A 23,793-nucleotide genomic window follows, 5' to 3' on the forward strand; every position below is an offset into this window, starting at 1 on the left:
CGAGAGCGATCACAGACTGCAACCGGTCATCCGATCCGGGCGTCCTGCCCCGAACGCCCGTAACCGGCCCTGACGGCCGGCGTTGGGCGTGACAGCGGGTACAGCGACCGTCACGTTCAGTGCTGACGGCTTCCCGCCCGACTCACCAGGGAAGGCACTAATGCGCATGCGCACGACGGCCGCCGCAGTCATCCTCGCCGCGGCCACCTCGATCCCCATGGCCAGCCTGGCTTACGCCCAGGACTACAGCTACGCCCCCGCGCAGTCGGGCGACAACGGTGGGGACAACGCCGACGACAACAGCGCAGACGACAACAGCGCCGACGACAGCTCCGACAACGCCGACAACACGGATGCCGAGAACACTGGCGACGCCGCGTTCACCGGGGACGACAACGGCAACGGGGACGACAACGGCGACGACAACGGCGACGACAACAACAACGACGGCGGTGGCGGCGGGGGTGGCGGTGGCGGCGGCGCTCCGCAGGTCCCCACTCCCCCGGTGGGCGGCGTGGAGACGGGCGACGGGTCCGGTTCCAACGAGATGCTCCCCGGCCTGCTCGCGCTCGGTGGCCTGACCACGCTGGGTGCGGGCGCGGGCGCCGTTGCGCTCCGCCGTAACGCGCGCAAGTCGAACTGATTCGCAAACGCCGGCCGCCGGGACAAAGCCCGGCGGCCACGGCAGGGCGTCCTCAGGCCGGATCAGTCCGGTAGCCGCTGAGCCCGCTCCGGCCGGAGCACCATCGGGGAGGGCTCCGGGCGGAGGCGGCTCAGGCGGACAGGGGCGGACGCTGCTGAGGAATGCGCAGGTGCAGCGGGGTCTGGCCGGCGCGGAACCCGGTGTCGGTGGTGAGGTGGTAGTGCCCACCTCGCGACCGGCCGCATCGGTATGAGCGGAGCAGCCGTGAGCCGAGCGATTCGAGCTCACGAGCCGCGGCCTCCGCGGCCTCCCGGGTGGGGTAGATGACCTTGCCGTCGGTGCCACGACTCTGGCGGGGCAGCATGTGCCCTTCGATCTCGGCGCGGCTGGGTGTGCAGAAGATCGGCCGGCCACTCTTGGTCAGCCGGGCGTGGCGGTGCAGAACCTCACCACGGGCGTGATCACGGACGCCGCGCTGCTCCGGCACTCCCGGTCCGGGGATCGCGTCGCTCATGTCCGGGCTCCTCCTGCACTTCGCACCATCAGAAGATCGCGAGGCACAGCTTCCCGTTTACGCGGCGGTAGCGGGATACCACCATCGTGTCCTTTTCTCCGAAGATCTCACCGTCAGTGACAAGGCCGCCCGCGTACGGAACTGTCCGACCCGCCACCTACCTTGTCCCTCACGAGGCAGGGGGGTGATCCGAGTGGGGCTGCACGTGCACAGGTCCGAGCGGGCCGACGCACTGGCCGATGCGCTTGGTGAACTCCTCGCCCATCCGCTCGACGATCCGTTCACCGACGAGGTCGTCGCGGTCCCGGCGAAGGGCATCGAGCGCTGGCTGGCGCAGCGGTTGTCGCACCGGCTGGGCGCGGCATCGGGGCGGGGCGACGGTGTGTGTGCGGGGGTCGCGTTCCCGTCGCCGGCAGCAGTGGTCGCGGTGGCCATCGGGGGCGCCGTCGGCATCGACCCACGGGAGGACCCGTGGCGTCCGGAGCGGGCGGTGTGGCCACTGCTGGAGGTCATCGACGAGAGCGCGGGCGAGCCGTGGTGCGCGCCGCTGGGGGTCCACCTCCGCGACGGCGGATCCCAGCGCAGCCGTAGGCACGCCACGGCTCGCCACCTCGCCGATCTGTTCGCGTCATACGCGGCGGCCCGGCCCGACATGCTGGCCGGCTGGCAGGCGGGCGAGGGCGTCCCGGGCGAGCGGGCCGCCGATCTCGCGTGGCAGCCGGAGCTGTGGCGGCGGCTGCGGGAGCGGATCGGTGTCCCCGGCCCCGCCGAGCGGGTCGGCGCCGCGTGCGCGGTCCTGCGTGCCAATCCCGCGGCGGCGCCGCTGCCGCCGCGGCTGTCGCTGTTCGGCCCCACCCGGCTGCCGGCCGAGCACCTCGCCGTGATCGCCGCTCTCGCCGAGCACCGTGAGGTGCACCTCTGGCTCGCCCACCCGTCCCCCGCGCTCTGGACGGCCGTTGCCCCCGTGGGCCACGTTCCGCTCCGGCGCGCTGACCCCACCGCCGGTCTGCCGCGGCATCCGCTGCTGTCGTCGCTCGGGCGCGACGTCCGTGAGCTCCAGGTCCGGCTTTCCGGGTCGGCCCCCGATCTCGTCGACCACCACCACCCGCTGCCCGATCCTCCGCCCACCCTGCTCGGCAGGCTGCAGCGCGACCTGAGGGACGACCTGACCCCCGGCTGCGACGCCCCGCTGCACCCGGAGGACCGCAGCGTCCAGGTCCACTCCTGCCACGGCCCGGATCGGCAGGTGGAGGTGCTACGCGAGATCGTTCTCGGGCTGCTCCACGACGACCCCACGCTCGAGCCGCGCGATGTGCTCGTCATGTGCCCCGACATCGAGACGTTCGCGCCGTTGATCTCCGCTGCCTTCGGGCTCGCCGAACCGGACGTCGCGGGTGCACACACCCATCCCGGCCACCAGTTGCAGGTCCGGCTGGCCGACCGCGCGTTGCGGCAGGTCAACCCCCTGCTCGACACGGTTGCCCAGCTGCTCGAGCTCGCCGACGCCCGGCTCACCGCGTCCCAGGTGCTCGACCTGCTGGGCTCCATCCCGGTGCGCCGCCGCTTCCGCCTCGACGACACCGACCTCGACCGGCTGCGCGAGCTCGTCGTCCGGTCCGGGGTGCGCTGGGGGCTCGACGGGCCCCACCGCGCTCCGTTCCATCTCGACGGGTTCGCGCAGAACACCTGGTCCGCCGGGCTCGACCGGCTGCTCCTGGGCGTCACGATGGCGGGCGGCTCCGGGGAGCAGGGGTGGCTCGGCACCGCGCTGCCGCTGGAGGAGGTCGACTCCGGCGACGTCGAGCGCATCGGGCGGCTGGCCGAGTTCGTCGACCGGCTGGCCGCCACCCTGGCCCGGCTGGCGGGCGAGCACACGCTCGACGAGTGGGTCACGGCGCTGGTCGCCGGGCTCGACGCACTCACCGACACCACCACCGCCGACGCCTGGCAGGCGGCTCAAGCCCGCGGCGAGCTGGCCGACGCCGCCCGTGCGGCCGGACCCCACGCCGGCACCGTCCCACTCGGGCTCGCCGACGTCCGGGGGCTTCTCACGGAGCGGCTGCGCGGCCGGCCGACGCGCGCCAACTTCCGCACCGGCACGCTCACGGTCGCCACGCTCGTGCCGATGCGGTCGGTCCCGCACCGGGTGGTCTGCCTGCTCGGGCTCGACGACGGGGTGTTCCCCCGCGTCGGCGTCCCCGACGGCGACGACGTCCTCGCACGCGATCCCCTGGTGGGCGAGCGCGATCCCCGCAGCGAGGACCGCCAGCTGATGCTCGACGCGATCTGCGCGGCCACCGAGCATCTCGTCGTCGTGCACTCAGGCGCCGACGAGCGCACGGGAGCCCGGCGCCCACCCGCCGTGCCGCTCGGGGAGCTGCTCGACACGATCGAGGCCACCGCCGGTCCCGCCGGTCCTCAGCACGTCATGGTGCGCCATCCGCTGCAGCCGTTCGACGCCCGCAACTTCACCGCGGGAGCGCTGGCCACGCCCGGCCCGTTCAGCTTCGACCGCACCGAGCTCGCCGGGGCGCGGGCGGCAGCCGGCACGAAGACGCCACCCGCGCCCTTCGTCAGAGGGCCGCTTCCGCCCGTCGAGCGCGAGGTCGTGGCGTTGGACGATCTCGTCGCGTTCCTCGAGCATCCGGTCAAGGAGTTCCTCCGGCAGCGGGTCGGGCTGTCGCTCTTCGCCGGCGAGGACGACCCGTCCGACGCGCTACCGGTGGATCTCGACGGGCTGGCCACGTGGGCGATCGGCGACCGGCTGCTGCGTGACCGGCTCGCCGGCCACGATCTCGACCACTGCCGGCAGGCGGAGTGGCGGCGCGGGGAGCTGCCCCCGGGTGCGCTGGGCGACGCCGTGCTCCGACGGGTCCTCGACGACGTCGAACCGCTCGTGGCTGCCGCGGCACCGCTCCTCGTGGGTGAGGCAGCGGACCGCGACGTGGACGTCGCGCTGCCCGGCGGCGTCCGCGTGGTGGGCACGCTCGGTGGACTCCACGGCACGGCGCTGGTGCGCGTCGAGTTCTCCCGGCTGGCGCCGAAGCAGCGCATGCGGGCGTGGGTCCGGCTCCTGGCCCTCACCGCGTCCAGCCGGGAGCCGTGGTGCGCGATCACGATCGGCCGGGGCACGCGGTTCGGGCTGAGCAGGGCGAGCGCGGGCCCGCTCGATCCCGATCAGGCCACCGAGCTGCTCGCCGAGCTGGTGGAGCTCCACCGGGCGGGCCTGCGGGAGCCGCTCCCGCTGCCCACCGTCGCGGGCCACACCTACGCCTCGGTCCGGCGCGGCGGTGCCGACGCCGAGGCGGCCCTCGACGAGGCGCTGCGGAAGTGGACCAACGGAGCAGGCGCCGAGCAGGCCGACGACGCGCACGCACGGGTCTGGGGGCGGGCGCCGGGCCCGGACGTGCTCATCGGGCCGGGCGATCCCGGGAGCGAGCCCACCCGGTTCGGGGCGCTCGCCATGCGCCTGTGGGCACCCTTGCTGACGGCGGAGGACGTGGTACGGCTGTGACGGCAACAATCGGTCGCACCCCCGTACTCGCCCCGGCCTCGTTCGATGTCTGCGGTCCCCTGCCCACCGGCACCACGGTCCTCGAGGCGAGCGCCGGCACCGGCAAGACGTTCACGATCGCCGCGCTCGCCGCCCGCTACGTCGCGGAGGGCCACGCCACGCTGCCCGAGCTGATGCTGGTCACGTTCGGCCGGGAGGCCAGCCAGGAGCTGCGCGAACGGGTTCGTGAGCGGCTCGTGTCGGCCGAGCGGGCCTTGGCCGACCCGTCCGCGGCGCGCAGCGGTGACGACGAGGTGGTCCGGCTGCTGGCCGACGGCGCCGACCACGAGGTCGCGGCCCGCAGGGCCCGGCTCGCCCGCGCGCTGGCCCAGTTCGACGCCGCCACGATCGCCACCACCCACCAGTTCTGCCAGCAGATGCTCGCCGGGCTGGGGGTCGCGGGCGACGGCGATCCGGACGCCGTGTTCGTCGACTCGATCGACGACCTGCTCACCGAGGTGGTCGACGACTTCTACGTGCGCAAGTACGGCGCACACGCCGCAGGCACGCCCGCCTTCAGCCGGTCCGAGGCGCTCGTGCTGGCCCGCCACGCCGTGTACGACGGGCAGGCGCGGCTCGAGCCCCTCGACGCCACCCCGGGGAGCACAGCGCACGTCCGCCACCGCTTCGCCGTCGCGGTGCGGAGTGAGGTGGCCCGCCGCAAGCGGGCGCAGCGGATCTACACCTACGACGACATGCTCACCCGGCTCGCCGACGCGCTGGCCGACCCCGCGCGGGGAGCGCCGCAGCGGCTGCGCGACCGGTACCGCGTCGTGCTCGTCGACGAGTTCCAGGACACCGACCCGGTGCAGTGGGACATCCTGCGCCGCGCCTTCCACGAGCACACCACGCTGGTGTTGATCGGCGACCCGAAGCAGGCGATCTACGCCTTCCGTGGCGCCGACGTCGTCAGCTACCTCGACGCCACCGAGAGCGCGCGTCAGCACGCCACGCTCGCCCGCAACTGGCGCAGCGACGCCTCGCTGCTCACCGCGCTCGACGTCGTGTTCGCGGGCGCGGCGCTGGGCGACCGGCGCATCACCGTGCATCCCGTCGAGGCCGCGCATCATGGTCGGCGGCTGGCCGGAGCGCCGGTCGACGCGCCGTTGCGGATCCGGGTGGTTTCCCGCGCCGGGCTGCCCCGGGCGCCCAAGCGCGACCTCGCCGTCGTCGGCCCGGCGCGCGATCTCGTCGCGCGCGACGCAGCGGCCGACATCGCCGCGCTGCTGGCGAGCCCGGCCCGTGTCGCGGGCGAAGCGGTGGTGCCGGGCGACGTGGCCGTGCTGGTGCGCACCAACGAGCAGGGTTCGCGGATTCGCGACGCCCTGGCCGCGGCCGGCGTCCCGGCCGTGCTGTCGGGCACGGCGAGCGTCTTCGGCACCCCGATCGCCCGTGAGTGGCTCACCCTGCTCGAGGCGCTGGAGCAGCCGCGGGCGTTCCGTGCCCGTGCGGCAGCTCTCACGTGCTTCCTGGGGCACACGGTCGAGGAGCTGTGCGGTCCCGGGGCCGACGATCTGCTCGACGCCCTCGGCGGCACGCTGCGCGCGTGGGCTGCCGTGCTCCACGACCGCGGTGTCGCGGCGCTGCTGGAGGCGGTCACCACCGCCACGGCGCTGCCCCGTCGCCTGCTCGCCACATCCGACGGCGAGCGCCGGCTCACCGACCTGCGCCACGTCGCGCAGGCTCTGCACGCGGCGGCCGTGGCCGAGCACCTCGGCCCGGCGGCGCTCACCGACTGGCTGCGCCACCGCATCTCCGACGCCGCCGAGGACGTCGGCGCGGAGCGCAGCAGGCGCCTGGAGTCCGACGCTGCCGCGGTGCAGATCATCACCATCCACCGCAGCAAGGGCCTGGAGTTCCCGATCGTCTACGTGCCGTTCGGGTGGGACCGCAACGTCCGCGACCCCGAGGTGCCGCTGCTGCACGACGAGTCGGGCGCCCGCGTGCTCGACGTCGGCGGCGAGACCGGCGAGGGCTGGAAGGAGCGGTGCGCGCGGCATCGGCTGGAGGAGGCCGGGGAGGATCTGCGCCTCTTCTACGTTGCGCTCACGCGTGCGCGCTCCCAGGTGGTGACGTGGTGGGTGCCGGCCACCACCACGGCGACGTCGCCGGTGCACCGGTTGCTCATCGGGCGACCGGCCGAAGGCACCGACCCTGCGGAGGCCTACCGGGTGCCGCCCGACGCTGCGGCCCTGGCGGCGCTGCGTGAGCTGGCCCGCGCCGAGATCGCGGTCGAGGAGGTCGGGCTGCGGCCCGCCGCTGGTTTCACCGCGGCCGGGTCCGAGGCGGGTGACCTGCGGGCGGCCGAGTTCGCGCGCCGGCTCGACGGCGACTGGCGCCGCACTTCCTACAGCGCGCTCACGGCCACCGCTGGCCACGGTCCCGGGGTCGGCAGCGAGCCCGAAGAGCCGGGTACTGACGACGAGGGGAGCCCGGAGAGCGAGGAGGCGGACGGCAGCGGAACGATCGGCGCGATCGGGGAGACGGACCGGCCCGCCGACGGCGATGGGCTGGCGTCGCCGATGGGCGAGCTTCCGGTCGGCGCCGGGTTCGGCACCCTCGTGCACGCGATCTTCGAGGCGGCCGATCTCACGGCGGCCGACCTGCCGGCCGAGCTCAGTGCCCACGCCCACGAGCAGCTCGCGTTGCACCCCACGCCCGGCGTCGACGCCGCCGCGCTCGCCGCCGCGTTGCTGCCTGCGGCGCTCACGCCGATGGGGCCGCTCGCCGGTGGGCTCCGGCTCGCCGACATCGCCCCGCGCCACCGGCTCGCCGAGCTCGACTTCGAGCTCCCCCTCGCAGGCGGCGACGGGCCCGGCGCCGCCGTACCGCTCGGCGCGATCGCGCCGTTGCTGCGCCGCCACCTGTCGGCCGACGACCCGCTGGTGGGGTACCCGGATGTCCTCGCCGGGCTTCCCGAGCAGCAGCTGCGTGGCTACCTCACCGGCAGCATCGACGCCGTGCTCCGGCTACCGGACGAGCGATTCGCGGTGGTCGACTACAAGACCAACTGGCTGGGCCCACTCGGGCCTGACGGCCGCGCGCCGCTCACCTCCGCCCACTACACGCCCGCGCGTCTTGCCGACGCGATGATCGCGGCGCAGTACCCGCTGCAGGCGCTGCTGTACTCGGTCGCGCTGCACCGGTTCCTGCGCTGGCGACAGCCCGGTTACGAACCGGAGCGTCACCTGGGCGGCGTGCTCTACCTGTTCGTCCGCGGCATGTGCGGCGCCGACACCCCCGTGGTCGACGGTGTTCCGTGCGGGGTGTTCAGCTGGAAGCCGCCCGCTGCGCTGGTGGTGGAGCTCTCCGCGCTGCTCGACGGCGAGGTCTCGCGATGACCGGAGTGGCCGAGACCCTCGCCGGGTCGACACCCACCGCGGCCGGGCCCACCCGCGATGGTGCCGCCGCGACCGCCACGCCGGTCGATCCGGGGGACATGCGGCTCGCCCACTCGGCCACCGGCCTGCTCGCCGCGTTCAACGCCGCGGGGGTGCTGGAGCCCTCCGACGTCCACGTCGCCACGAGGGTGGGCCGGCTCGGCGGTGAGGCGCGCGAGGAGGTGCTGCTCGCGGTGGCGCTGGCCGTGCGGGCGGTGCGGCAGGGTTCGGTGTGCGTCGACCTCGCCGACGTCAGCCGCACGGTGCTCGGCGAGGGCGACGAGCTCGTCGACGTGTCCGCCCTGCCCTGGCCGGAGCCCGCGGGCTGGCTCGCGATGTGCACGGCCGGTCCGCTCGTCGCCGACGGGGCGGGCGCGCCACCCGGCCGCCCGCTGCGAGCGGTCGACGGGCTGCTCTACCTCGACCGCTACTGGCGCGAGGAGGAGCAGGTGCGCTGCTCGCTTGCCGAGCGGGCGGCGGCCGCCCCGCCGCAGGTCGACCTGCCGAGGCTCGCCGCCGGGCTCCACCGGCTCTTCCCGGCCGCCGGATCGGAGAAACAGCGGCTCGCGTCGGCGGTGAGTGCGCTGCGCAGGGTCACCGTGCTGGCCGGTGGTCCGGGCACCGGCAAGACCACCACCGTCGCGCGGCTGCTGGCGCTGCTGCACGACCAGCCCGGGCCCCCACCCCGCGTCGCACTGGCCGCTCCCACCGGCAAAGCCGCGGCACGCCTGCAGGAGGCGGTGGCGGCGGAGCTTCCGGCGCAGCTGCGAGGGCGTGTGCCCGAGGCGGCCACCCTGCACCGGCTGCTCGGGTGGCGGCCCGGCACCCGACGGTTCCGCTATGACCGCACCCAGCGGTTGCCGTTCGACGTGGTGGTCGTGGACGAGACGTCCATGGTGTCGCTCACGATGATGGCCCGGCTGCTCGAGGCCGTCCGGCCGCAGGCGCGGCTGGTGCTGGTCGGCGACCCCGATCAGCTCGCGTCCGTCGAGGCCGGGGCGGTGCTGGGCGATCTCGCCCGCGCTCCCGGCCGTCCCGAGAGCGCCCTCGATGCGGCGCTGGCCGAACTCGGCCTGCCCGGCGGGGTGGTGAACGGTGTCGTCACGCTCGACCACGTCTGGCGCTTCGGCGGCGCGATCGCCGAGTTCGCCAGGGCGGTGCAGGCAGGCGACGCCGATGCCGCGGTCGCCCTGCTGCGCAGTGGGCGCCCGGACCTCGCCTTCGCGGCGGCACCCGAGGCGGTGCGCGACGACGTCGTTCAGGCGGGGCGTGAGCTGGCCAGGGCGGCAGCCGCGGGTGAGGTCGAGACCGCGTTGGCCGCGCTCGAACAGCACCGGGTGCTGTGTGCCCACCGGCAGGGCCCCTACGGGGTGGCGCGGTGGACCATGGAGATCGAGCGGTGGCTGGGCAGCCCCCACGCCCCGCGCGGGAACGCCCCGGCCGGCCCCTGGTACCCCGGCCGGCCGGTGCTGGTCACCGCCAACGACTACGACACTGGCCTCTTCAACGGCGACACCGGCGTGGTCGTGCAACGGCCCGAAGGGCTGCGGGTCGCGTTCGCGCGGGGCGGGCCGCCCACGCTGCACGCGCCGGCGCGGCTGTCGGAGGTGGCCACGGTGCACGCCATGACGGTTCACCGCGGGCAGGGCAGCCAGTTCCGCCGGGTCACCGTGGTGCTGCCCCCGGCCGAGTCACCCCTGCTCACCCGGGAGCTGCTCTACACCGCCGTCACCAGGGCACGGGAGTTCGTGCGGGTCGTCGGCACGGAGGAAGCCGTCCGCGCAGCGGTGCAGCGCCCGGTCGGGCGCGCGAGCGGGCTGCGACGGCGGCTCGGCCTGGAGAGCTGAACAAGCCTGCGGTGACCGGGCGAGGTGATCTCGTCCACACTCGGTGGCCCCGGCGCCGCCGGTGCACTCGGCTTGAGAGGCACGGATTCGTAGCCCTCCGAACGACCGTCCGGACGCCGTATCTGCCTGCACGCCTTGGAGCGCCGCTCATGCACGCACCACGCCTTGCGCCGACCCTGAACGACTCGACAGACAGCACTCGCGCCGCGCTTCTCGATGCCGTGCGGGCGATCGCACCGGTGCTGCGGGACAACGCGGATCGGGCCGAGTGCGAGAGCCGGCTGACCGCCGAAGCCGCGGAGGCGCTCCGCGCGGCGGGCCTCTTCCGCCTCGGTGTGCCTCGCGCCGTCGGCGGAGCAGAGGCCGACCTTGCAACCTGCATCGCCGTCGTGTCCGAGGTGGCCGTCGCGTGCCCGTCGAGCGCTTGGGTCGTGGCCCTCTCCTACGGCATTCAGCACATCGCGGCGTCGTTCGGTGACACCGTCCGCCGCGAGGTGTGGGGTGATGGCCCCGACGTGGCCATGTGCGGTTCGTTCACCGGGCTCGGCCTCACCGCCACTCGCACCGAGGGCGGCCAGATCGTTTCCGGTCGTTGGGCCTCCAGCTCCGGCTGCTATCAGGCGGGCTGGTCCGCGATCGGCATGCCGATCCTGGACGAGAACGATGTGCCGATCGACCAGGCCCTTGCCATCGTGCCTCGCGACTCCCTCTCCATCGAGGACACCTGGGACATGGTCGGGATGCGCGGAACCGGCAGCCACACACTCGTGGGCGAGCGTGTCTTCGTACCGGACCATCGGATCCGCCGATTCGCCGACGTCGCGGACGGAGCCTCCCGGGCCGGCGAGCCGCTGTACCGGATCCCCACGGGAGCCTTGAGCCTCGCGCTCGCTGCGCCCCTGCACGGAATCGCCCGAGCGGTCTTCGCGCAGACGATGGAACTGGTCGATGGCGGCAAGCCCCTCGCCATGTCGATCTACACGCGGCTTGCCGACTCACCGAGCGTGCAGGCCACGCTTGCCGACGCCATGAACCTGATCGACTCGGCCTGGTTGCACATGAGCCGTTCCGCGGCTTTCGTCGGCGCCGCTGCTGCGGCAGGTCAGCAGCCGGACATGGTCGAACGCACACGCGTACGGATGGATGCCGCCTACGCGTGCCGATGCCTGAGTGACGCGGTGCAGCTTCTCCTGACGGTGAGCGGTGCGAGCTCGCTCTCGCGGGCGAAGGTCATCCAGCGTTACTGGCGGGATCTGGAGACCGCGGCTCGCCACCCCGCCCTCAACGGTGGCCTCAGCCGGGAGATGTACGGCCGGGCACTCGTGGGCTCCCAGGATCAGGTCAGCCCGCTGGTCTGAAACTCCGGCCGATTCGATCACGTTCGCCCGGCGGGACGGCGCGGCGGAGATCGGCAGCGCTCCCCGGCCCCGATCATGTTCCGGTGACGGACAAGCACGAGACGCCGACCCGAGCGGACCTCGGTGCGCAGCAGCACCCGGACACCCACGGTGATCGGCCACGCAGTCCAGTCCCTGATCACGCTCAGGCGACGGACAAGCACGAGACGCCGACCCGGGCGGACACCGTGGCGACGCCGCGGCGGCCGGACGCTCCCGGTGATCGGACGCGTGCCGCTGCCACCGCTGATGTCCGCAACGCTCCCGTCCGGGGAGACGGCGCTGCGTCTCGGCGGCCGAGGGTGTCCTCCCAGGTCCTCGTGCGGTTCGGGATCGCCGCGGTGGGTGTTGTCGCTCTGATCGCCGGTGGCGTGGGCTCGTTCGTGCTGGGCAGTGACGCGGCCGCTGTGGCCGTGCTCGCCGCGGGGACGGCGCTGCTGATCGTCGCCGTGGTGCTGCCCCGGCTCACCGAGCTCGACGTGCGGACGGACGGCGTGAGCCTGAAGCTCACGCAGGAGGCCGCCGCCTCGGGGGCGCCCGTCGCAGCGGCCGTGATGGAGAGCTCCGGGCTGTCCCGCTTCGCGATCGCCTACGAGATCGTCCACGCCGAGCTCCGGGGCGACCCCGAGCTCGATCACGCGCGGGTGCACCTCCAGGACGTCCTGGTGGAGCGGGCCCGGGCCATGGCCTTCGGTTCCAAGATTCCTGCCGCCGAGGTGCGCGCCATGTTCCTCGAAGGCTCACCGGTGCTGCGCATCCTCGGTATCGGGTTCATGAAAGGCGACCCGTCGACCGCGGACGTGACGCTCCTGGCGTCGGCGGTGGCCGCCCCGGCGTCGGCCAACGAGCAGTTCCAGGCCCTCGCCGTGATCGAGCAGCTGTGGTCGAGGTGGAGCCGCGACGAGCGGCTGTACCTCCAGAGCCGCATCCGCTCCACGGACTTCCCGCCCGGCACGGGGCGGTCGGCCCGAGCAGCGGGCATCCTCGATCTGCCCGTGGAGCCGCGACCGCCCCGGACCTGACCTCCTGGTGCGGCGCCGGCCGCTACGCCACCGCCACCGGTTGTGCCTCGCGCTCGCGGACCGCGGCCCGGCGCAGCGCCCGGTACAGCAGGTTGGGATCCCCCAGCCGCCTGCGTAGCTCCCGCTCGAGGCCTGCGATGGGATAGAGGTTCTGCGGCGCGCGCGAGTCCTTGTACTCCGCGGAGGCGAACCGGCCCAACGTCACCTGGCTCCGCGACGCGAGCGTGACGACGTCGGCGGCGGGAAGTTCCGCGCTGCACTCCACCCGCACCACCCCGGCCCAGGGGGCGCCCGGACGGCAGGGCAGCCGCAGGTACCAGGTGTGGCGCCGCCACGGGGCCTCGATCCGGAACACCGGGGTGCGCTGGCCCGCGCCGAGCGTGGCGATCACGGCGGCGAGCTGCGGCGGGAGGTAGTTGCTGTGGTGGGTCTTGACGTAGCCGATCGTGCGGGGAAGGTGCTGGCGGCCACGCAGGGAACCGTCGAGCACGAGCAGGTCGTCGAGATCGCCGTCGGCGCCGGGATGCTCCGGGGCCAGGTGGCCGCCACGGGCAGCGGTGGCGGCGGCGAACTCCGTGTCGGCGAGAGCCCTCTGCAGCGCAGAGCTGAGCACCTGGCCGGGAGCCACGCCGCTGCGCTCGTCGGTGCGCTGCGCCTGGTACGTGCCGGCGCCGGTGGCGATGTCGTCGGCTTCCGGGGCCGTGCTGAACAGGCCACGGCGGACCTCGGGCGGCAGCAGGTGGGCGCCGTCGCGGCAGCAGCACACCGCCCCGGCCGCGTAGGAGGCGCACAGCGCGGGGGATGCCTGCCCTTCCTGCTCCTCCACCCACACCTGCGCGTCGACCCGCCGCACGCCGTCGACGAACAGCACCGCGGCGGGTGGCCGGACCGATGGGTCGGGATCGATCGGGTGCCAGCTCTGCACCGGCCGCTCGACGTCGAGGACGACCTCGGCGGCCGACTCGTTGAGCTCGGACTCGACGCTCGCGCCGTAGGACGGGTCCCAGGCCTCGACGGCGAACCTCACAAGCCCTCCCGTGTGACGGACGAGGTGCGCTGGTCTCGGCGCACGGCGAACCGTACCGGCACCCGTTCGGCGAGCGCCGCCACGTGCGTGATGACGCCGACCATGCGATCGCCCCGCGTGGAGAGGTTCTCCAGCGTGCCCGCGACGACCTCGAGGTTGGTCTCGTCGAGCGTGCCGAAGCCCTCGTCGAGGAAGATCGACTCCAGGCGGGCCGCTCCCTTCGCGGCGAGGCCGGACATCTGTGCCGAGAGCGCCAGGGCCAGCGCGAGGCTCGCCTGGAACGTCTCGCCGCCCGACAACGTCTTCACCGGCCGCCGCGCGTCGGCGTCGGCGTGGTCGATCACCAGGAACTCGCCGCCCTCATGGGTGAGCTCGAACTGGCCGGCGGAGAGCTCGGCGAGGCTCCGGGAGGCATCGGCCACGAGCGTGTCGAGGGCGGAGGCCACCAGCCAGCGTGGGAACCCGTCGGAGCGGAGCAGGTTGCCGAGCAGTTTCGCGACCTGCTGGGCGGACTCCGCCTCGTCGCGATCGGCGCGGATCTTCTCGGCCGACGCCCGCCGCTCCGCGATGCGCTCCTGCGCCGACCGCGAGCGTGCGAGCACCGCGGCGACGGCGGCTGGCGCGGTGGTGCCGAGCGGCGGGGCGGCGGTGACCTGGTGTGCGAGCAGGTCCTCCCCGATCCGTCGTTCGACGGCATCGCGGGCCTCCCGGACCGACTCCGCGGCCCGTTCAGCCTCGGCGAGCCGCGCGGTTCGAACCGCCGCCTCGCGCTGGGCCCAGCCGGTGAGCGCCTGCCATCCCGCCAGCAGTTCGTCGCCGCTCACGGCGGGCGCACCGAGCGGGACGAGCGGGTCGCGGGCCTGCCGCAACGCCTCCCAGGCCGCCCGGACCTCCCGCCCGACGTCGTCGGCGGTGCGTTCCGCGGAACGCAGCGCCACCCGGGCGCCACGCAGCTGCGCGTCGGCTTCCCGGCAGGCGACGTCCAGGGCGTCGAGCCGTGTGAGCTCTTCGGCGGCCTCGGCGTCCGACGGCGCGTCCGCGAGGGCGGCCTCGAGCTGCGCGGTGCGCCGCTCGATCGTCTCGACCGCACCCCGGGCGTCCTGTTCCGCGCGGGCGGCGGAGGTCTCGTCACGACGGCGCTCGGCCGCGGCCCGGTCGGCCGCGGCCAGTGACTCCTCGGCGGTGTGCCGGTGGCGTTCGGCCGAGACTGCGGCTTCCTGCGCGGACGGGAGGCCGGCCGCACGCTCCTCGGCGGCCTCTCGCGCCCACGTGACCAGTGCCGTCCAGCCGCCGAGGACATCGCCGTCGGCGACGGCGGGGACCCCCAGCGGCACCAGCGGGTCGCGCGCGGCGCGCAGGCCTGCGGTGGCCGCGGCGACCTCGGCGCGCAGCTCCTCCACCCCGGCTGCGGCCTCGTCGCGGCTGCGCCGGGCGCCACGCACCGCGGCGGCTGCCTCGTCCGCGGCAGCGGCGAGCCGGTCGAGCTGAGCGAGGGCCGCGTCGATCTCCGCCGCCTCCGGCACCGCGCCGGCCTGGCCCGGCAGCGTGCCCTGCAGCGCGGACGTGAGACGCACGACCGTGGCATCGAGCCGCTCCGACTCGGCGGCGATCCGCTCGCGTGCCGCGGCTGCGGCCGCCTCCCGGCGCCGGGCCTCGTCGAGGGCCCGCTCGGCTGCGGCCACGGCCCGCCGCGGAGCGTCGGGGTCGGCATCGGAGCTGCTCGGCAGCGGCACGGGCAGCGTCGCCACCACCTGTGTGCACACGGGACACGCATCGCCCGCGACGAGCGTGGGGCGCAGCGAGGCGGCGAGGTCGGCCCGCTGGGCGAGCGCCTGCTGCTCGTGGGCGTGGTCGAGGCGGTGGCGGGTCTCGGCGACCAGCGCTGCGGCCGCCGCGATCTCCTGCTCGGCAGCGCCGGCACGTTCCGCGACGGCGCGCTGCTCCGCCTCGGCGCCGTCGAGATCGTGGCGGTCGCGCCGGGCCTGCTCCAGCGGGCCCCGTGCCGGCGCGGCGGCGAGGGCCGTGCGCGCCTGGGCGTCGGCGCCCTCGGCCTCCACGAGCACGGCGACGGCCCGGTCGAGAGCGGTGGCGGCCGCGGACCGGCGGCGGTCGAGCGCGTCGAGCCCTGCGGGCACGGTCACCGACCGCAGGGTGTCGCGTTCGGCCGTGAGCCGGCGCAGGGCCTCCTGGGCTTCGGTGAGCGCGGCGACGGAAGCGTCGCGGCGCGACCGCGCCTCGTCGACGCCGGCCCGCGCGTCGGCGGCGTCGCTCACCGCGGTGGCGTAGGCCGCGCTCGTCTTCTCGTGGCGCTCCCGCGCGCCCGGCAGCTCGCCGGACAGGCTCGCGAGCTCGGCATGGTGGCGCCGCGCCTGTTCGAGCGGCCCCCTGGCCGGGGCTGCGGCGAGTCGCTCCCGGGCGGCGGTGTCGGCGGACTCGGCGACGGCGGCGCGCTCGGCTGCAGCGGCTCTTTCCTGGGCGACGGCGCGCTGCCGCGCGTCGAGCTCGGCGAGGCCGCCGGGCACGGTGAGCGCGCCGAGCTGCTCTCGCTCGCGGCGCAGCCTGGTGACCTGCTCCTGCGCGGTGTCGAGCGCGGCCGCCGCGCCGGCGAGTTCGGGAACCGCGACGCCGACGCGCTCCGCGAGCGCCTCCAGCTCACTCACCCGCGCGGAGGCCTCCTCCTCGGCCTCCGGGGTGGCGTCGGCGTAGGCGGCGAGCTGCTCGGCCAGCACCTCCGCCCGCTGCCGCGCCGCCGCCGCCTCGCTGTTGGCCTCCCGCGCGATCACGTCATAGACGCCGAGTCCGAGGATCCGCACCAGCTTCTCCTGGCGTTTGCGCGGCTCGGTGTGCAGGAACTCGGCGAAGTCGCCCTGCGGCAGCACCACGCAGGTGCAGAAGTCGCCGAAAGGTAGCCCCAGAAGATCCTCGACGGCCTTGGTGACCGCACCGGCGCCGTCGGCGAGCGGCTCGATCTCCTCGTCGGGGCCGCCGATGCCCGCGGCGTCGCGCAGCCGCTCCAGCCGGGCGCTACGCACCGACACGCTCCCGGTGGCCGCCCGCCGCAGCTCGCGCGCTGCGACGTACCGCGCGCCGCCCACGTCGAACACGAGCCGGACCGTGCCGCGGTTGACGGTGGGGGCCAGCGCGAGCGCGACCGTGCGGCTGTTGTCCCAGCGCGGCACCGAGCCGTAGAGCGCGAACGTCATCGCGTCGATCACGGTGGACTTGCCAGCGCCCGTGGGGCCGACCAGCGCGAAGTACTCCGCGCCGGTGAAGTCGAGGGCGGTGGGCTCGCGGAAGGACCCGAACCCGGCGATCTCCAGCAGGACCGGTCGCATCAGTGGGCTCCCGTATCGATGCTCGGGCCCGCGAGCGACCCATCGGTGACACGGTCGTGCAGCCGTGCGAACAACTGCTCGACGCGGGGGTCGGCCACGTTCCTCGTGCCGAGGTACTCGCGGAACAGCTCGGACGGAGCGCGTTCCGCCCCGGACGCGGGCCGCGACGATGCCACGGGCGCGGCGAACTCGGGGTCGATCCGCACCTCCAGTGCCCCCGGCAGAATCGCCATCACCTCTTCTCGCAGTCCGGCGCGGGCGGGCTCGCGCACCCAGACCCGCAGGAAGTCCTCGCCCACGGTGCCCGCGAGCACCGACAGTTCGGCGACCGTGCCGCGCAGCGTCCGCAGCCGCCGCCCGGCCGTGATCGGGATGTCGGTGACCTTCGCGGGCGTGCCCGGTGCCGCCTCGACCAGGCAGACGACCGGGGTGTTGTCCTGCTCGCCGAAGTCGATGGCGAGGGGCGCGCCGCAGTAGTGCACGGGGCAGGGCGCGTCGACGCGCTGGCGGCGGTGCAGGTGCCCCAGCGCCACATAGTGCGCCTCGACGGGGAAGATCGTGGCGGGCACGGCGTACTCGAAGATCGACTGTGCCGCTCGCTCGCCGCCGCCGAAGGTGGCGTTGAGGATCGTGAGGTGGGCCATCACCAGGTTCACCGCGTCGTCGCGGAAGCCGGCGGTGAGACTCGCGAGGATGTCGCGCAGCTGCTGGTCGTAGGCGCCGGTGTTCTCGGCGGGCGTGTTCGTGACCAGCTCTGCAGCGCGCACCGCGTAGCGCTGGGACAGGAACGGCAGCACCGCGACGGTGGCCCGCTCCCCCGTGGACCGGGCCGTGAACTCGACGACCCCGCCCCGCTCCGCCGTGCGCACCGACCCGACCAGCGTGATTCCCGCGACGCCCGCGAGCGGGCGGTAGGCGTCGATGGTGGGGGCGTGGTCGTGGTTGCCCGCGATCGCGATGACCTCCGCGTTGCGGGCGAGGCCCATGAGCGTGCGGATCACGAGCTGCTGGGCCTGCGCCGACGGCGCCGCGGTGTCGTAGAGGTCGCCCGCGACGAGCACCGCGTCGACCTCGTGCTCACGCGCGATCCCGACGATCTCGCGGAGCACCTGCTCCTGCTCGTCGAGACGCGAATGCCCCTTGAGCGTCTTGCCGACGTGCCAGTCGGACGTGTGCAACAGCCGCATGAGGTGGTCATCGTAGGCGCGGGCTCCGTCAGGATCGGGGACGCACGCCGCAAGCGATCCCGGAGCCGCTCGTCCGACGGGCCGACGCCCCCGATGCGAGCATGGGCGCGTGAAGGACGTCGGCACGGTCGTCACGGTCAGCCGCAGCTCGGTGCACGAGTTCAGCAAGCCGGTCGAGGACAGCATTGAGCTGCTCGCCGGCCTCGGCGTCCGTGACGACGCGCACGCAGGCGTCACCGTGCAGCACCGCTCGCGTGTTGCGGTGGACCCGACCCAGCCGAACCTGCGGCAGGTCCACCTCATCCACGCCGAGCTGCACGACGAGCTGCGGAGCAGGGGTTTCGACGTAGCCCCTGGCCAGTTGGGCGAGAACATCACCGTTCGCGGTCTCGATCTCCTCGGGCTCCCCCGCGGCACCCGGCTGCACATCGGCGCGGAGGCGATCGTCGAGGTCACCGGCCTGCGCAACCCCTGCGCCCAGATCAACGGCCTGCAGGACGGGCTGATGAAGGCCGTGCTGGACCGGGACGCGGCGGGCCGGCTGGTCCGCAAGGCGGGGGTCATGGGCGTCGTCATCGCCGGTGGTCACGTCCGTCCCGGCGAAGACGTCCAGGTGGAGCTCCCGACGGGACAAGCGGTAGCCCTGTCCCCCGTCTGACCTCCCACCACCGATCGGGACGAACGCGCCGTTCGCCCACCAGCACCAGTGTCAGCGGCGCCGGAAACGGTGGGACAGCTCCGGGTCGTCCTCCCACCACAGGCGCGGTCGGTCCGATTCCCGCGGGCCGTCCGGCTCGGCCGTCGCGGCGGCTCTCTCGGCGTCGCGTGCGTCGAGCTCGGCGTCGATCACGACGGCTTTCTGATGGTCCTCGCGGGTCATCCGCGCGAACACCACGCCGATGAAGGGCAGCCCCACCACGTCGCCGCCGATCCACAGCGCCCCTGCCCCGAGCCACTGGTCGACCTGAATGCTCGGCCCCCAGTCGCGTGCGAGCGCGGTGTAGTACCCGGCCGCGACCAGCGGGCCCAGCCAGAGCACCACCCCGAGCACGGCGTCGCCGATCATCTCCACCACGGTGATCGCGAGCGTCACGCCGTAGGGGTCCGTGCGGGGGGCCGGGTCGATGCGGAAGCGCGTCCAGAAGTAGATGAACCCGGTGGTGGCCAGCACCAGCCCGGCCACCGCGCTCGCCACCGCGCTGCGCAGGGTCAACTCGTAGAGCGGGCTGAGGTACAGCACGAGCAGGGGCAGGGTGAGCACGACCGTCACGACCAGCGGAAACGTCAGCAGCCGGGCGGCTTTGCTGTGCAGCAGCCGCGACAACCGGGCGCGCGCCGGAGCGGGCAGCTGGTCGCGCAGCAACGTGAACGGCGCCCCCATCGCCAGCAGCATCGGCACCACCATCAGCAGCACGATGTTCTGCACGGCACGCACCCAGAACAGCGTGTCGTCGTACACACCGAGGAAGGACATCCCGACGATCGCGATGATCACGACTCCGGCGGCGAAGCTCACGGTCCGACCGCGCGGCCACGGTCCCGCCGACGCCGGTCGACGGCGCAACCCCAGCCCGTAGCCGCCGCCGAGAGCGGCCACCGCTGCCGCGACGCCGGGCGTGAAGCGCCAGGACGTGAACGTCCGTACCAGCGTCAACGGTGGCGGACCGGCATACGCCAGCGCCGCGACCACTCCGGAAGCCACGCCCCGACGCTACGCCGGGGTGCGGAGGCACCAGCGCTGCCGAGGCCGGACGACCGGCCCCTCGCCGGGACCCAGCGGACGAAGGGGCCGCTCGTTCCGTCGGTGACTAGGCGATGCCGGCCGCGTGATGCGACGTCGGGGTCTCCGGCTCGGCGGGCACGGGGACGTCGGCCCGGCGTGCGGCGATCACCGCGATGACGAACAGCCCGATCGCCACCACGCCGTGCAGAACCCCCAGCCCGGCGGCCGCGCCGCCGAAGATGCCCAGCAGCACCTGGACGACGACCGTGACCAGAGTGATCGCGGCCCACAGCACCCCGCCGGGCACCTTTGCGAAGAAGGACGCGACCAGCAACAGCACCGCGATCACCGGCACGATCATCTGCCCGTTGACCCCGTGCACCGTGATTCCCTCGGCCCCGGTGTACGTCGCCGTGTGGTTCCGGATGGCGGCCGCATCCAGCACGCCACCGTCGGCGATCCACTTCCTCAAGCCGAAGAAGGCGAACGCGATCAACGCGGTCTGGATGACGACCTCGAGCGCCACCAGGTAGGCGAGAACGCGATAAACGGACCTCATGCACAACTCCTTGCCGCTGAGCGGATTGTGATCGACGGCGGCGCCGGCGGCATTGCCCGGAACGGGCGCATCCCCCCAATGTGCACAATTCTCGGCGGCGCACCGGAATCTGCACTGCCCGCGCGGTTCAGGCGCGGAACCGCACCAGCGCGGCCTTCGCGGCGCCACACTACCGCCATCGACGTGGTTAGTTCGCCGGCCTTGCGCCAGCGCCTCATCCGGACGAACTCGGCCCATCTCCCGAGGTCGGAGCCATCTCAGCAGCGATCTTCGAATTCGGGCGATCTGCCCACCCAGCCCGATGCGTCGATCATTTCCGAGGGTGAAGTGATCGCCGACACTTCCGCCTGTAGCACCGGCCGATCCGCTGCTACATTTTTGACCGTCACAACTGACTGTGAAACCGCCGTCGGGCGATCTCGAAACTGTTCCGCACCGGTGCGGATGAATCCGAAAGCAAAAGAGTCGATCGGCAGCGCGCCGGGAGCGGCGGCGGCCGGCTTTCGACCGCGATGGAGGACCACCGTGCCCTGTGCCGACAGCCCCACGAGCGTGACCCGATTGCTGCAGCACTGGGCGGTCACGCAGCCCGTCACGGTCGCGCTGCGCTTCGAGGACCGGAGCTGGACCTGGGCCGAGCTGCTCGACCGGGTCCGTCGACTGGCCGGAGCGCTCAGGGAGGCGGGGATCGGCCCCGGCGACAGGATCGCCTTCCTGGGAAGGAACCATCCGGCCGCCCTGGAGCTCGTGCTGGCCGGGGCCTGGATCGGGGCGGCGACGGTGGTCGTCAACTACCGGCTCGCACCAGCCGAGATCGACTACGTCGTGCGGGACGCCGAAGCGGCGATCGTCCTGGTCCGCCCGGAGTTCACCCCCGTGCTCGCGGATCTCGGGTACGACCGCCGAGTCGTGGTGGTCGGCCCGGAGTACGAGGAGTGGCTCGAGTCGGCGCCGCCACCCGGTGAGCCGCGGGACGCCGACGCCGACGAGCCGTTCCTCCAGCTCTACACGTCAGGCACGACCGGCGTCCCCAAGGGCGCCATGCTGACCCACCGCAACCTCGCGACCCACAGCGAGGCCGTCTCCACGCACATCGGCCTCACACGCACGAGCGTGAACCTCGTTCCGATGCCGATGTACCACATCGGTGGGCTGGCCTGGGCACTTCTGGCCCTGCACCGTGGGGCAACGCTGATCCTCGTTCCCGATGTCGTGCCCGCCCGCTTGGTCGACATGATCGAGACCTTCCGTGTCACGCACGCCTTCGTGGTGCCGACCGTTCTCGCCGGTCTGGTGGAGCTCCCCGACCTCGCCGAGCGGGACCTCTCCTCGCTGCGGGGTCTCGCCTACGGCGGCTCACCGATACCGGTCCCGCTGCTCCGTCGCCTGCTGGCCATGACCGATGCCGGCCTCTACCAGGTCTACGGGGCCACCGAGGTCTCCGGCGTCGCCACGGTGCTGGACTCCGCGGACCATCGCGCACCGATAGACGACCGGCACCTGAGCTCTGCAGGCCGGCCCCTGGCGGGCATAGAGGTGGCGATCACGGCGGCGGACACCGGTGAGGCCGTCCCGGACGGCGAGGTCGGCGAGATCCTCCTGCGCGGCGAGCAGGTGATGGCCGGCTACTGGAATCAACCGGACGCCACGAAGGCCGCCCGGCTGCCCGGCGGCTGGCTCCGCACCGGCGACGTCGGCTATCTCGACAAAGACGGCTTTCTGTTCATCGTCGACCGGATCAAGGACATGATCATCAGCGGTGGGGAGAACATCTACGCCGCGGAGGTGGAACGCGTGCTGGGAGAACATCCCGCAGTGGACGAGGTGGCGGTGATCGGCGTGCCCGACGAGAAGTGGGGCGAGGTCCCGAAGGCCGTGGTCGTGCCCGTCGGACCACGCCATCCGGACGCCACCGAACTGCTCCGGTTCTGTCGCGGGCAGCTCGCCGGATACAAATGCCCGAAATCTCTGGACTTCGCGTCCACCCTGCCCCGCAACGGGGCCGGGAAGATCCTCAAGCGAGAGCTCCGCGAGCAGTACCGGCGCGGTGCCACGAACTGAACGCCCGGCCGGCCTAGCGCGTTGACCTGATCACCCCGGATCGGCCCAGGTCGGCAGCGTCCCGAGAAGCCCGCAACGACCCGGCACCGGATACATCCGCACTGCGTGCCGCGACCAGCGCGAAGGCGAACAGCAGGATCCCGTTGATCCCGTGCAGGATCCCCAGTGCGGGTGCATCGAGCGCGAACAGGCCCAGCAGCACCTGGACGACGACCGAGAGCAGGACGATCACGGCCCACACGACGGCCTTCGACACCTTCGCGAAGAACGCGGAGATCAGCAGCAGGACAGCGATGGCCGGGACGATCACCTGCTCGTTCGTGGTGTGGAGCCGGAATCCGATCACCTCACCGAACCCCTCCGCATGGTTCTGGACGATGGTCTCGTCCAGGACGCCGCCCTCGTCGATCCAGTGCCTCAACCCGAACACGGCGAAGGTGATCATCGCGCCCTGGACCAGGACCTCGAGCGCGATCACGTAGGCCAGGACTCGATAGACAGTTCTCATGCGCAAACCCCGATGCCGAACCGGTTGATGATCGGATGCCGAGCCCGCGCCACTGCGTCGTCGTCCGGAAGACCGGCAATTCCACCGGTCCGCGTTATTCGGCAGGCCCCCAACACCACAGCCGGCCGCGAGGCTCGCTCCAGGAGCCGCGCCACTGCAGTTCCCCCGACGCGCAGCCTAGCCGCCACCGACCCGGCCGCGGGACCGCGGCACCAGTTTGCCTGCTTTTCGACATTCCATCAGAACGAACCATGCGCCCTGATCGAGCGGTCCACGGCAGAAATTCCGAAATCCATCGGGATCAGAGGAGCCGCGGAGGAATCCGGGTCTCGCTCACCGTTCCGTCGGGCGCCCGCTCCACGCGGTAGGCGTACACGCCGGGTCGATCCGCCACCGCCTCGACGAACTCGGTGCCTCGATAGTGGATGCCGACACCGTTGTCCGTGGCGTACCCGGCGCCGAGAGTGCCGTTCCCGATCAGATCGTGAAAGAGTGGCCGGCGCCGTTTCTCGGCGTCGTAGTGCACCCCGTTCGAATACGGGAGAAAGCCCAGGGCATCGGTAAGGGGCTCGAGCTGCGGCCCGTACGAATCGGTGGGGCCGCCCTCGTGCCAGCAGATCGAACCGGCCGAGACCCCGCCCAGCACCACTCCGGACTCCCAGCATTCCCGCAGGATCCGGTCCAGCCCGTGCACCCGCCAGACCGCGAGCAGGTTGGCGGTGCTTCCGCCGCCGACCCAGATGACGTCCTGGGAGAGCAGGTGCGCCCGCACGTCCTCGACGTTCGGCATCGCGAACAGGGCCAGGTGGGACGTCTGCACGTCGTGATCGGCGAAGGCGGCGTAGAAGGTGGCGAGATAGGTGACGGCGTCGCCGGTGGCGGTGCCGATGAAGCACAGCTTCGGACGCTCGGGCGCCCGCGCCAACTCGAAGGCGAAGGGGAAGATCGGACCGGGTTCGTAGTCGATCTCGTTCCGGTCGCGGAAGGCGAAGCCCATCGAGGTCGCGAGGATCGTGGGAGCGTCAGCGGTCATGCGC

The 23,793-nt window shown here is 73.3% G+C and carries 17 protein-coding genes; 8 read left to right on the forward strand and 9 right to left on the reverse strand.

Annotated elements, in window-relative coordinates:
* The first annotated feature begins 166 nt into the window (after positions 1–166).
* Positions 167–643: a hypothetical protein gene (locus tag ACQPZQ_RS33350; protein WP_433287463.1), complete on the forward strand. Its 477-nt coding sequence runs from the start codon at positions 167–169 to the stop codon at positions 641–643.
* A gap of 130 nt (positions 644–773) precedes the next feature.
* Here ACQPZQ_RS33350 and ACQPZQ_RS33355 read toward each other — a convergent pair whose 3' ends face one another.
* Positions 774–1,157, reverse strand: coding sequence for a hypothetical protein (locus ACQPZQ_RS33355; RefSeq protein ID WP_241036164.1), 384 nt, complete (start codon positions 1,155–1,157; stop codon positions 774–776).
* 193 nt (positions 1,158–1,350) lie between these two features.
* Between ACQPZQ_RS33355 and recC the strand changes: the two genes are divergently transcribed.
* The 5 genes from recC to ACQPZQ_RS33380 all read left to right on the forward strand — a co-directional run bounded on the left by recC (position 1,351) and on the right by ACQPZQ_RS33380 (position 12,356).
* Positions 1,351–4,671: an exodeoxyribonuclease V subunit gamma gene (recC, locus tag ACQPZQ_RS33360; protein ID WP_433287466.1), complete on the forward strand. Its 3,321-nt coding sequence runs from the start codon at positions 1,351–1,353 to the stop codon at positions 4,669–4,671.
* Positions 4,668–8,051 (forward strand): UvrD-helicase domain-containing protein, encoded by a 3,384-nt coding sequence (locus ACQPZQ_RS33365; protein WP_433287468.1) that lies wholly within the window; start codon positions 4,668–4,670, stop codon positions 8,049–8,051. Before recC ends, ACQPZQ_RS33365 begins: the two co-directional genes overlap by 4 nt.
* A complete protein-coding gene (recD, locus tag ACQPZQ_RS33370; RefSeq protein ID WP_433287470.1) occupies positions 8,048–9,937 on the forward strand; it encodes an exodeoxyribonuclease V subunit alpha in 1,890 nt (629 codons plus the stop codon). Before ACQPZQ_RS33365 ends, recD begins: the two co-directional genes overlap by 4 nt.
* A gap of 149 nt (positions 9,938–10,086) precedes the next feature.
* Positions 10,087–11,295, forward strand: a complete 1,209-nt coding sequence (locus ACQPZQ_RS33375; protein ID WP_433287472.1) for an acyl-CoA dehydrogenase family protein — start codon at positions 10,087–10,089, stop codon at positions 11,293–11,295.
* Between the two features lie 341 nt (positions 11,296–11,636).
* Positions 11,637–12,356: a hypothetical protein gene (locus ACQPZQ_RS33380; protein ID WP_433287474.1), complete on the forward strand. Its 720-nt coding sequence runs from the start codon at positions 11,637–11,639 to the stop codon at positions 12,354–12,356.
* Positions 12,357–12,378: 22 nt separating this feature from the next.
* On the opposite strand, the gene ACQPZQ_RS33385 is transcribed toward ACQPZQ_RS33380, so the two are convergent.
* Genes ACQPZQ_RS33385 through ACQPZQ_RS33395 form a run of 3 tightly spaced genes read right to left on the reverse strand, consistent with a single transcriptional unit; the run spans position 12,379 to position 17,905 of the window.
* The gene (locus tag ACQPZQ_RS33385) at positions 12,379–13,383 is read right to left on the reverse strand and encodes a hypothetical protein (RefSeq protein WP_433287476.1); all 1,005 of its coding nucleotides are present in this window, start codon (positions 13,381–13,383) and stop codon (positions 12,379–12,381) included.
* Positions 13,380–16,718 carry an AAA family ATPase gene (locus ACQPZQ_RS33390; protein ID WP_433287478.1) on the reverse strand — a complete coding sequence of 1,113 codons (3,339 nt, stop codon included), beginning with the start codon at positions 16,716–16,718 and terminating at the stop codon, positions 13,380–13,382. The genes ACQPZQ_RS33385 and ACQPZQ_RS33390 overlap by 4 nt, the downstream gene beginning before the upstream one ends.
* Positions 16,718–17,905 (reverse strand): exonuclease SbcCD subunit D, encoded by a 1,188-nt coding sequence (locus ACQPZQ_RS33395; protein WP_433287480.1) that lies wholly within the window; start codon positions 17,903–17,905, stop codon positions 16,718–16,720. The genes ACQPZQ_RS33390 and ACQPZQ_RS33395 overlap by 1 nt, the downstream gene beginning before the upstream one ends.
* A 109-nt stretch (positions 17,906–18,014) precedes the next feature.
* On the opposite strand from ACQPZQ_RS33395, the gene ACQPZQ_RS33400 reads away from it, so the two are divergent.
* Positions 18,015–18,563, forward strand: a complete 549-nt coding sequence (locus tag ACQPZQ_RS33400; RefSeq protein ID WP_433287482.1) for an MOSC domain-containing protein — start codon at positions 18,015–18,017, stop codon at positions 18,561–18,563.
* Positions 18,564–18,614: 51 nt separating this feature from the next.
* Here the strand turns inward: ACQPZQ_RS33400 and ACQPZQ_RS33405 are convergent, their stop codons facing one another.
* The 3 genes from ACQPZQ_RS33405 to ACQPZQ_RS33415 all read right to left on the reverse strand — a co-directional run bounded on the left by ACQPZQ_RS33405 (position 18,615) and on the right by ACQPZQ_RS33415 (position 20,735).
* On the reverse strand, positions 18,615–19,607 hold the full coding sequence (locus ACQPZQ_RS33405) for a cytochrome c oxidase assembly protein (protein ID WP_433287484.1): 993 nt from the start codon (positions 19,605–19,607) through the stop codon (positions 18,615–18,617).
* A 106-nt stretch (positions 19,608–19,713) separates the two neighbouring features.
* Positions 19,714–20,187, reverse strand: a complete 474-nt coding sequence (locus ACQPZQ_RS33410; RefSeq protein ID WP_433287486.1) for a hypothetical protein — start codon at positions 20,185–20,187, stop codon at positions 19,714–19,716.
* Between the two features lie 257 nt (positions 20,188–20,444).
* On the reverse strand, positions 20,445–20,735 hold the full coding sequence (locus ACQPZQ_RS33415; protein WP_433287488.1) for a hypothetical protein: 291 nt from the start codon (positions 20,733–20,735) through the stop codon (positions 20,445–20,447).
* 4 nt (positions 20,736–20,739) lie between these two features.
* On the opposite strand from ACQPZQ_RS33415, the gene ACQPZQ_RS33420 reads away from it, so the two are divergent.
* Positions 20,740–22,248: a long-chain-fatty-acid--CoA ligase gene (locus tag ACQPZQ_RS33420; RefSeq protein WP_433287490.1), complete on the forward strand. Its 1,509-nt coding sequence runs from the start codon at positions 20,740–20,742 to the stop codon at positions 22,246–22,248.
* Between the two features lie 13 nt (positions 22,249–22,261).
* On the opposite strand, the gene ACQPZQ_RS33425 is transcribed toward ACQPZQ_RS33420, so the two are convergent.
* A complete protein-coding gene (locus ACQPZQ_RS33425) occupies positions 22,262–22,756 on the reverse strand; it encodes a hypothetical protein (RefSeq protein WP_433287492.1) in 495 nt (164 codons plus the stop codon).
* A gap of 301 nt (positions 22,757–23,057) precedes the next feature.
* The gene (locus tag ACQPZQ_RS33430) at positions 23,058–23,789 is read right to left on the reverse strand and encodes a Type 1 glutamine amidotransferase-like domain-containing protein (RefSeq protein WP_433287494.1); all 732 of its coding nucleotides are present in this window, start codon (positions 23,787–23,789) and stop codon (positions 23,058–23,060) included.
* Positions 23,790–23,793: the final 4 nt, after the last annotated feature.

The sequence above is a fragment of the Pseudonocardia sp. CA-142604 genome (assembly GCF_050948475.1).
GTDB classification, from domain to species: domain Bacteria; phylum Actinomycetota; class Actinomycetes; order Mycobacteriales; family Pseudonocardiaceae; genus Pseudonocardia; species Pseudonocardia alaniniphila.

What these genes read in the sequence shown, in the direction of transcription:
- ACQPZQ_RS33425 (WP_433287492.1), bottom strand. Translation starts at nt 22,756, where the DNA reads ATGAGAACTGTCTATCGAGTCCTGGCCTACGTGATCGCGCTCGAGGTC.
- ACQPZQ_RS33375 (WP_433287472.1), top strand. Translation starts at nt 10,087, where the DNA reads ATGCACGCACCACGCCTTGCGCCGACCCTGAACGACTCGACAGACAGC.
- ACQPZQ_RS33390 (WP_433287478.1), bottom strand. Translation starts at nt 16,718, where the DNA reads ATGCGACCGGTCCTGCTGGAGATCGCCGGGTTCGGGTCCTTCCGCGAG.
- ACQPZQ_RS33395 (WP_433287480.1), bottom strand. Translation starts at nt 17,905, where the DNA reads ATGCGGCTGTTGCACACGTCCGACTGGCACGTCGGCAAGACGCTCAAG.
- ACQPZQ_RS33350 (WP_433287463.1), top strand. Translation starts at nt 167, where the DNA reads ATGCGCACGACGGCCGCCGCAGTCATCCTCGCCGCGGCCACCTCGATC.
- ACQPZQ_RS33410 (WP_433287486.1), bottom strand. Translation starts at nt 20,187, where the DNA reads ATGAGGTCCGTTTATCGCGTTCTCGCCTACCTGGTGGCGCTCGAGGTC.
- recD (WP_433287470.1), top strand. Translation starts at nt 8,048, where the DNA reads ATGACCGGAGTGGCCGAGACCCTCGCCGGGTCGACACCCACCGCGGCC.
- ACQPZQ_RS33355 (WP_241036164.1), bottom strand. Translation starts at nt 1,157, where the DNA reads ATGAGCGACGCGATCCCCGGACCGGGAGTGCCGGAGCAGCGCGGCGTC.
- ACQPZQ_RS33430 (WP_433287494.1), bottom strand. Translation starts at nt 23,789, where the DNA reads ATGACCGCTGACGCTCCCACGATCCTCGCGACCTCGATGGGCTTCGCC.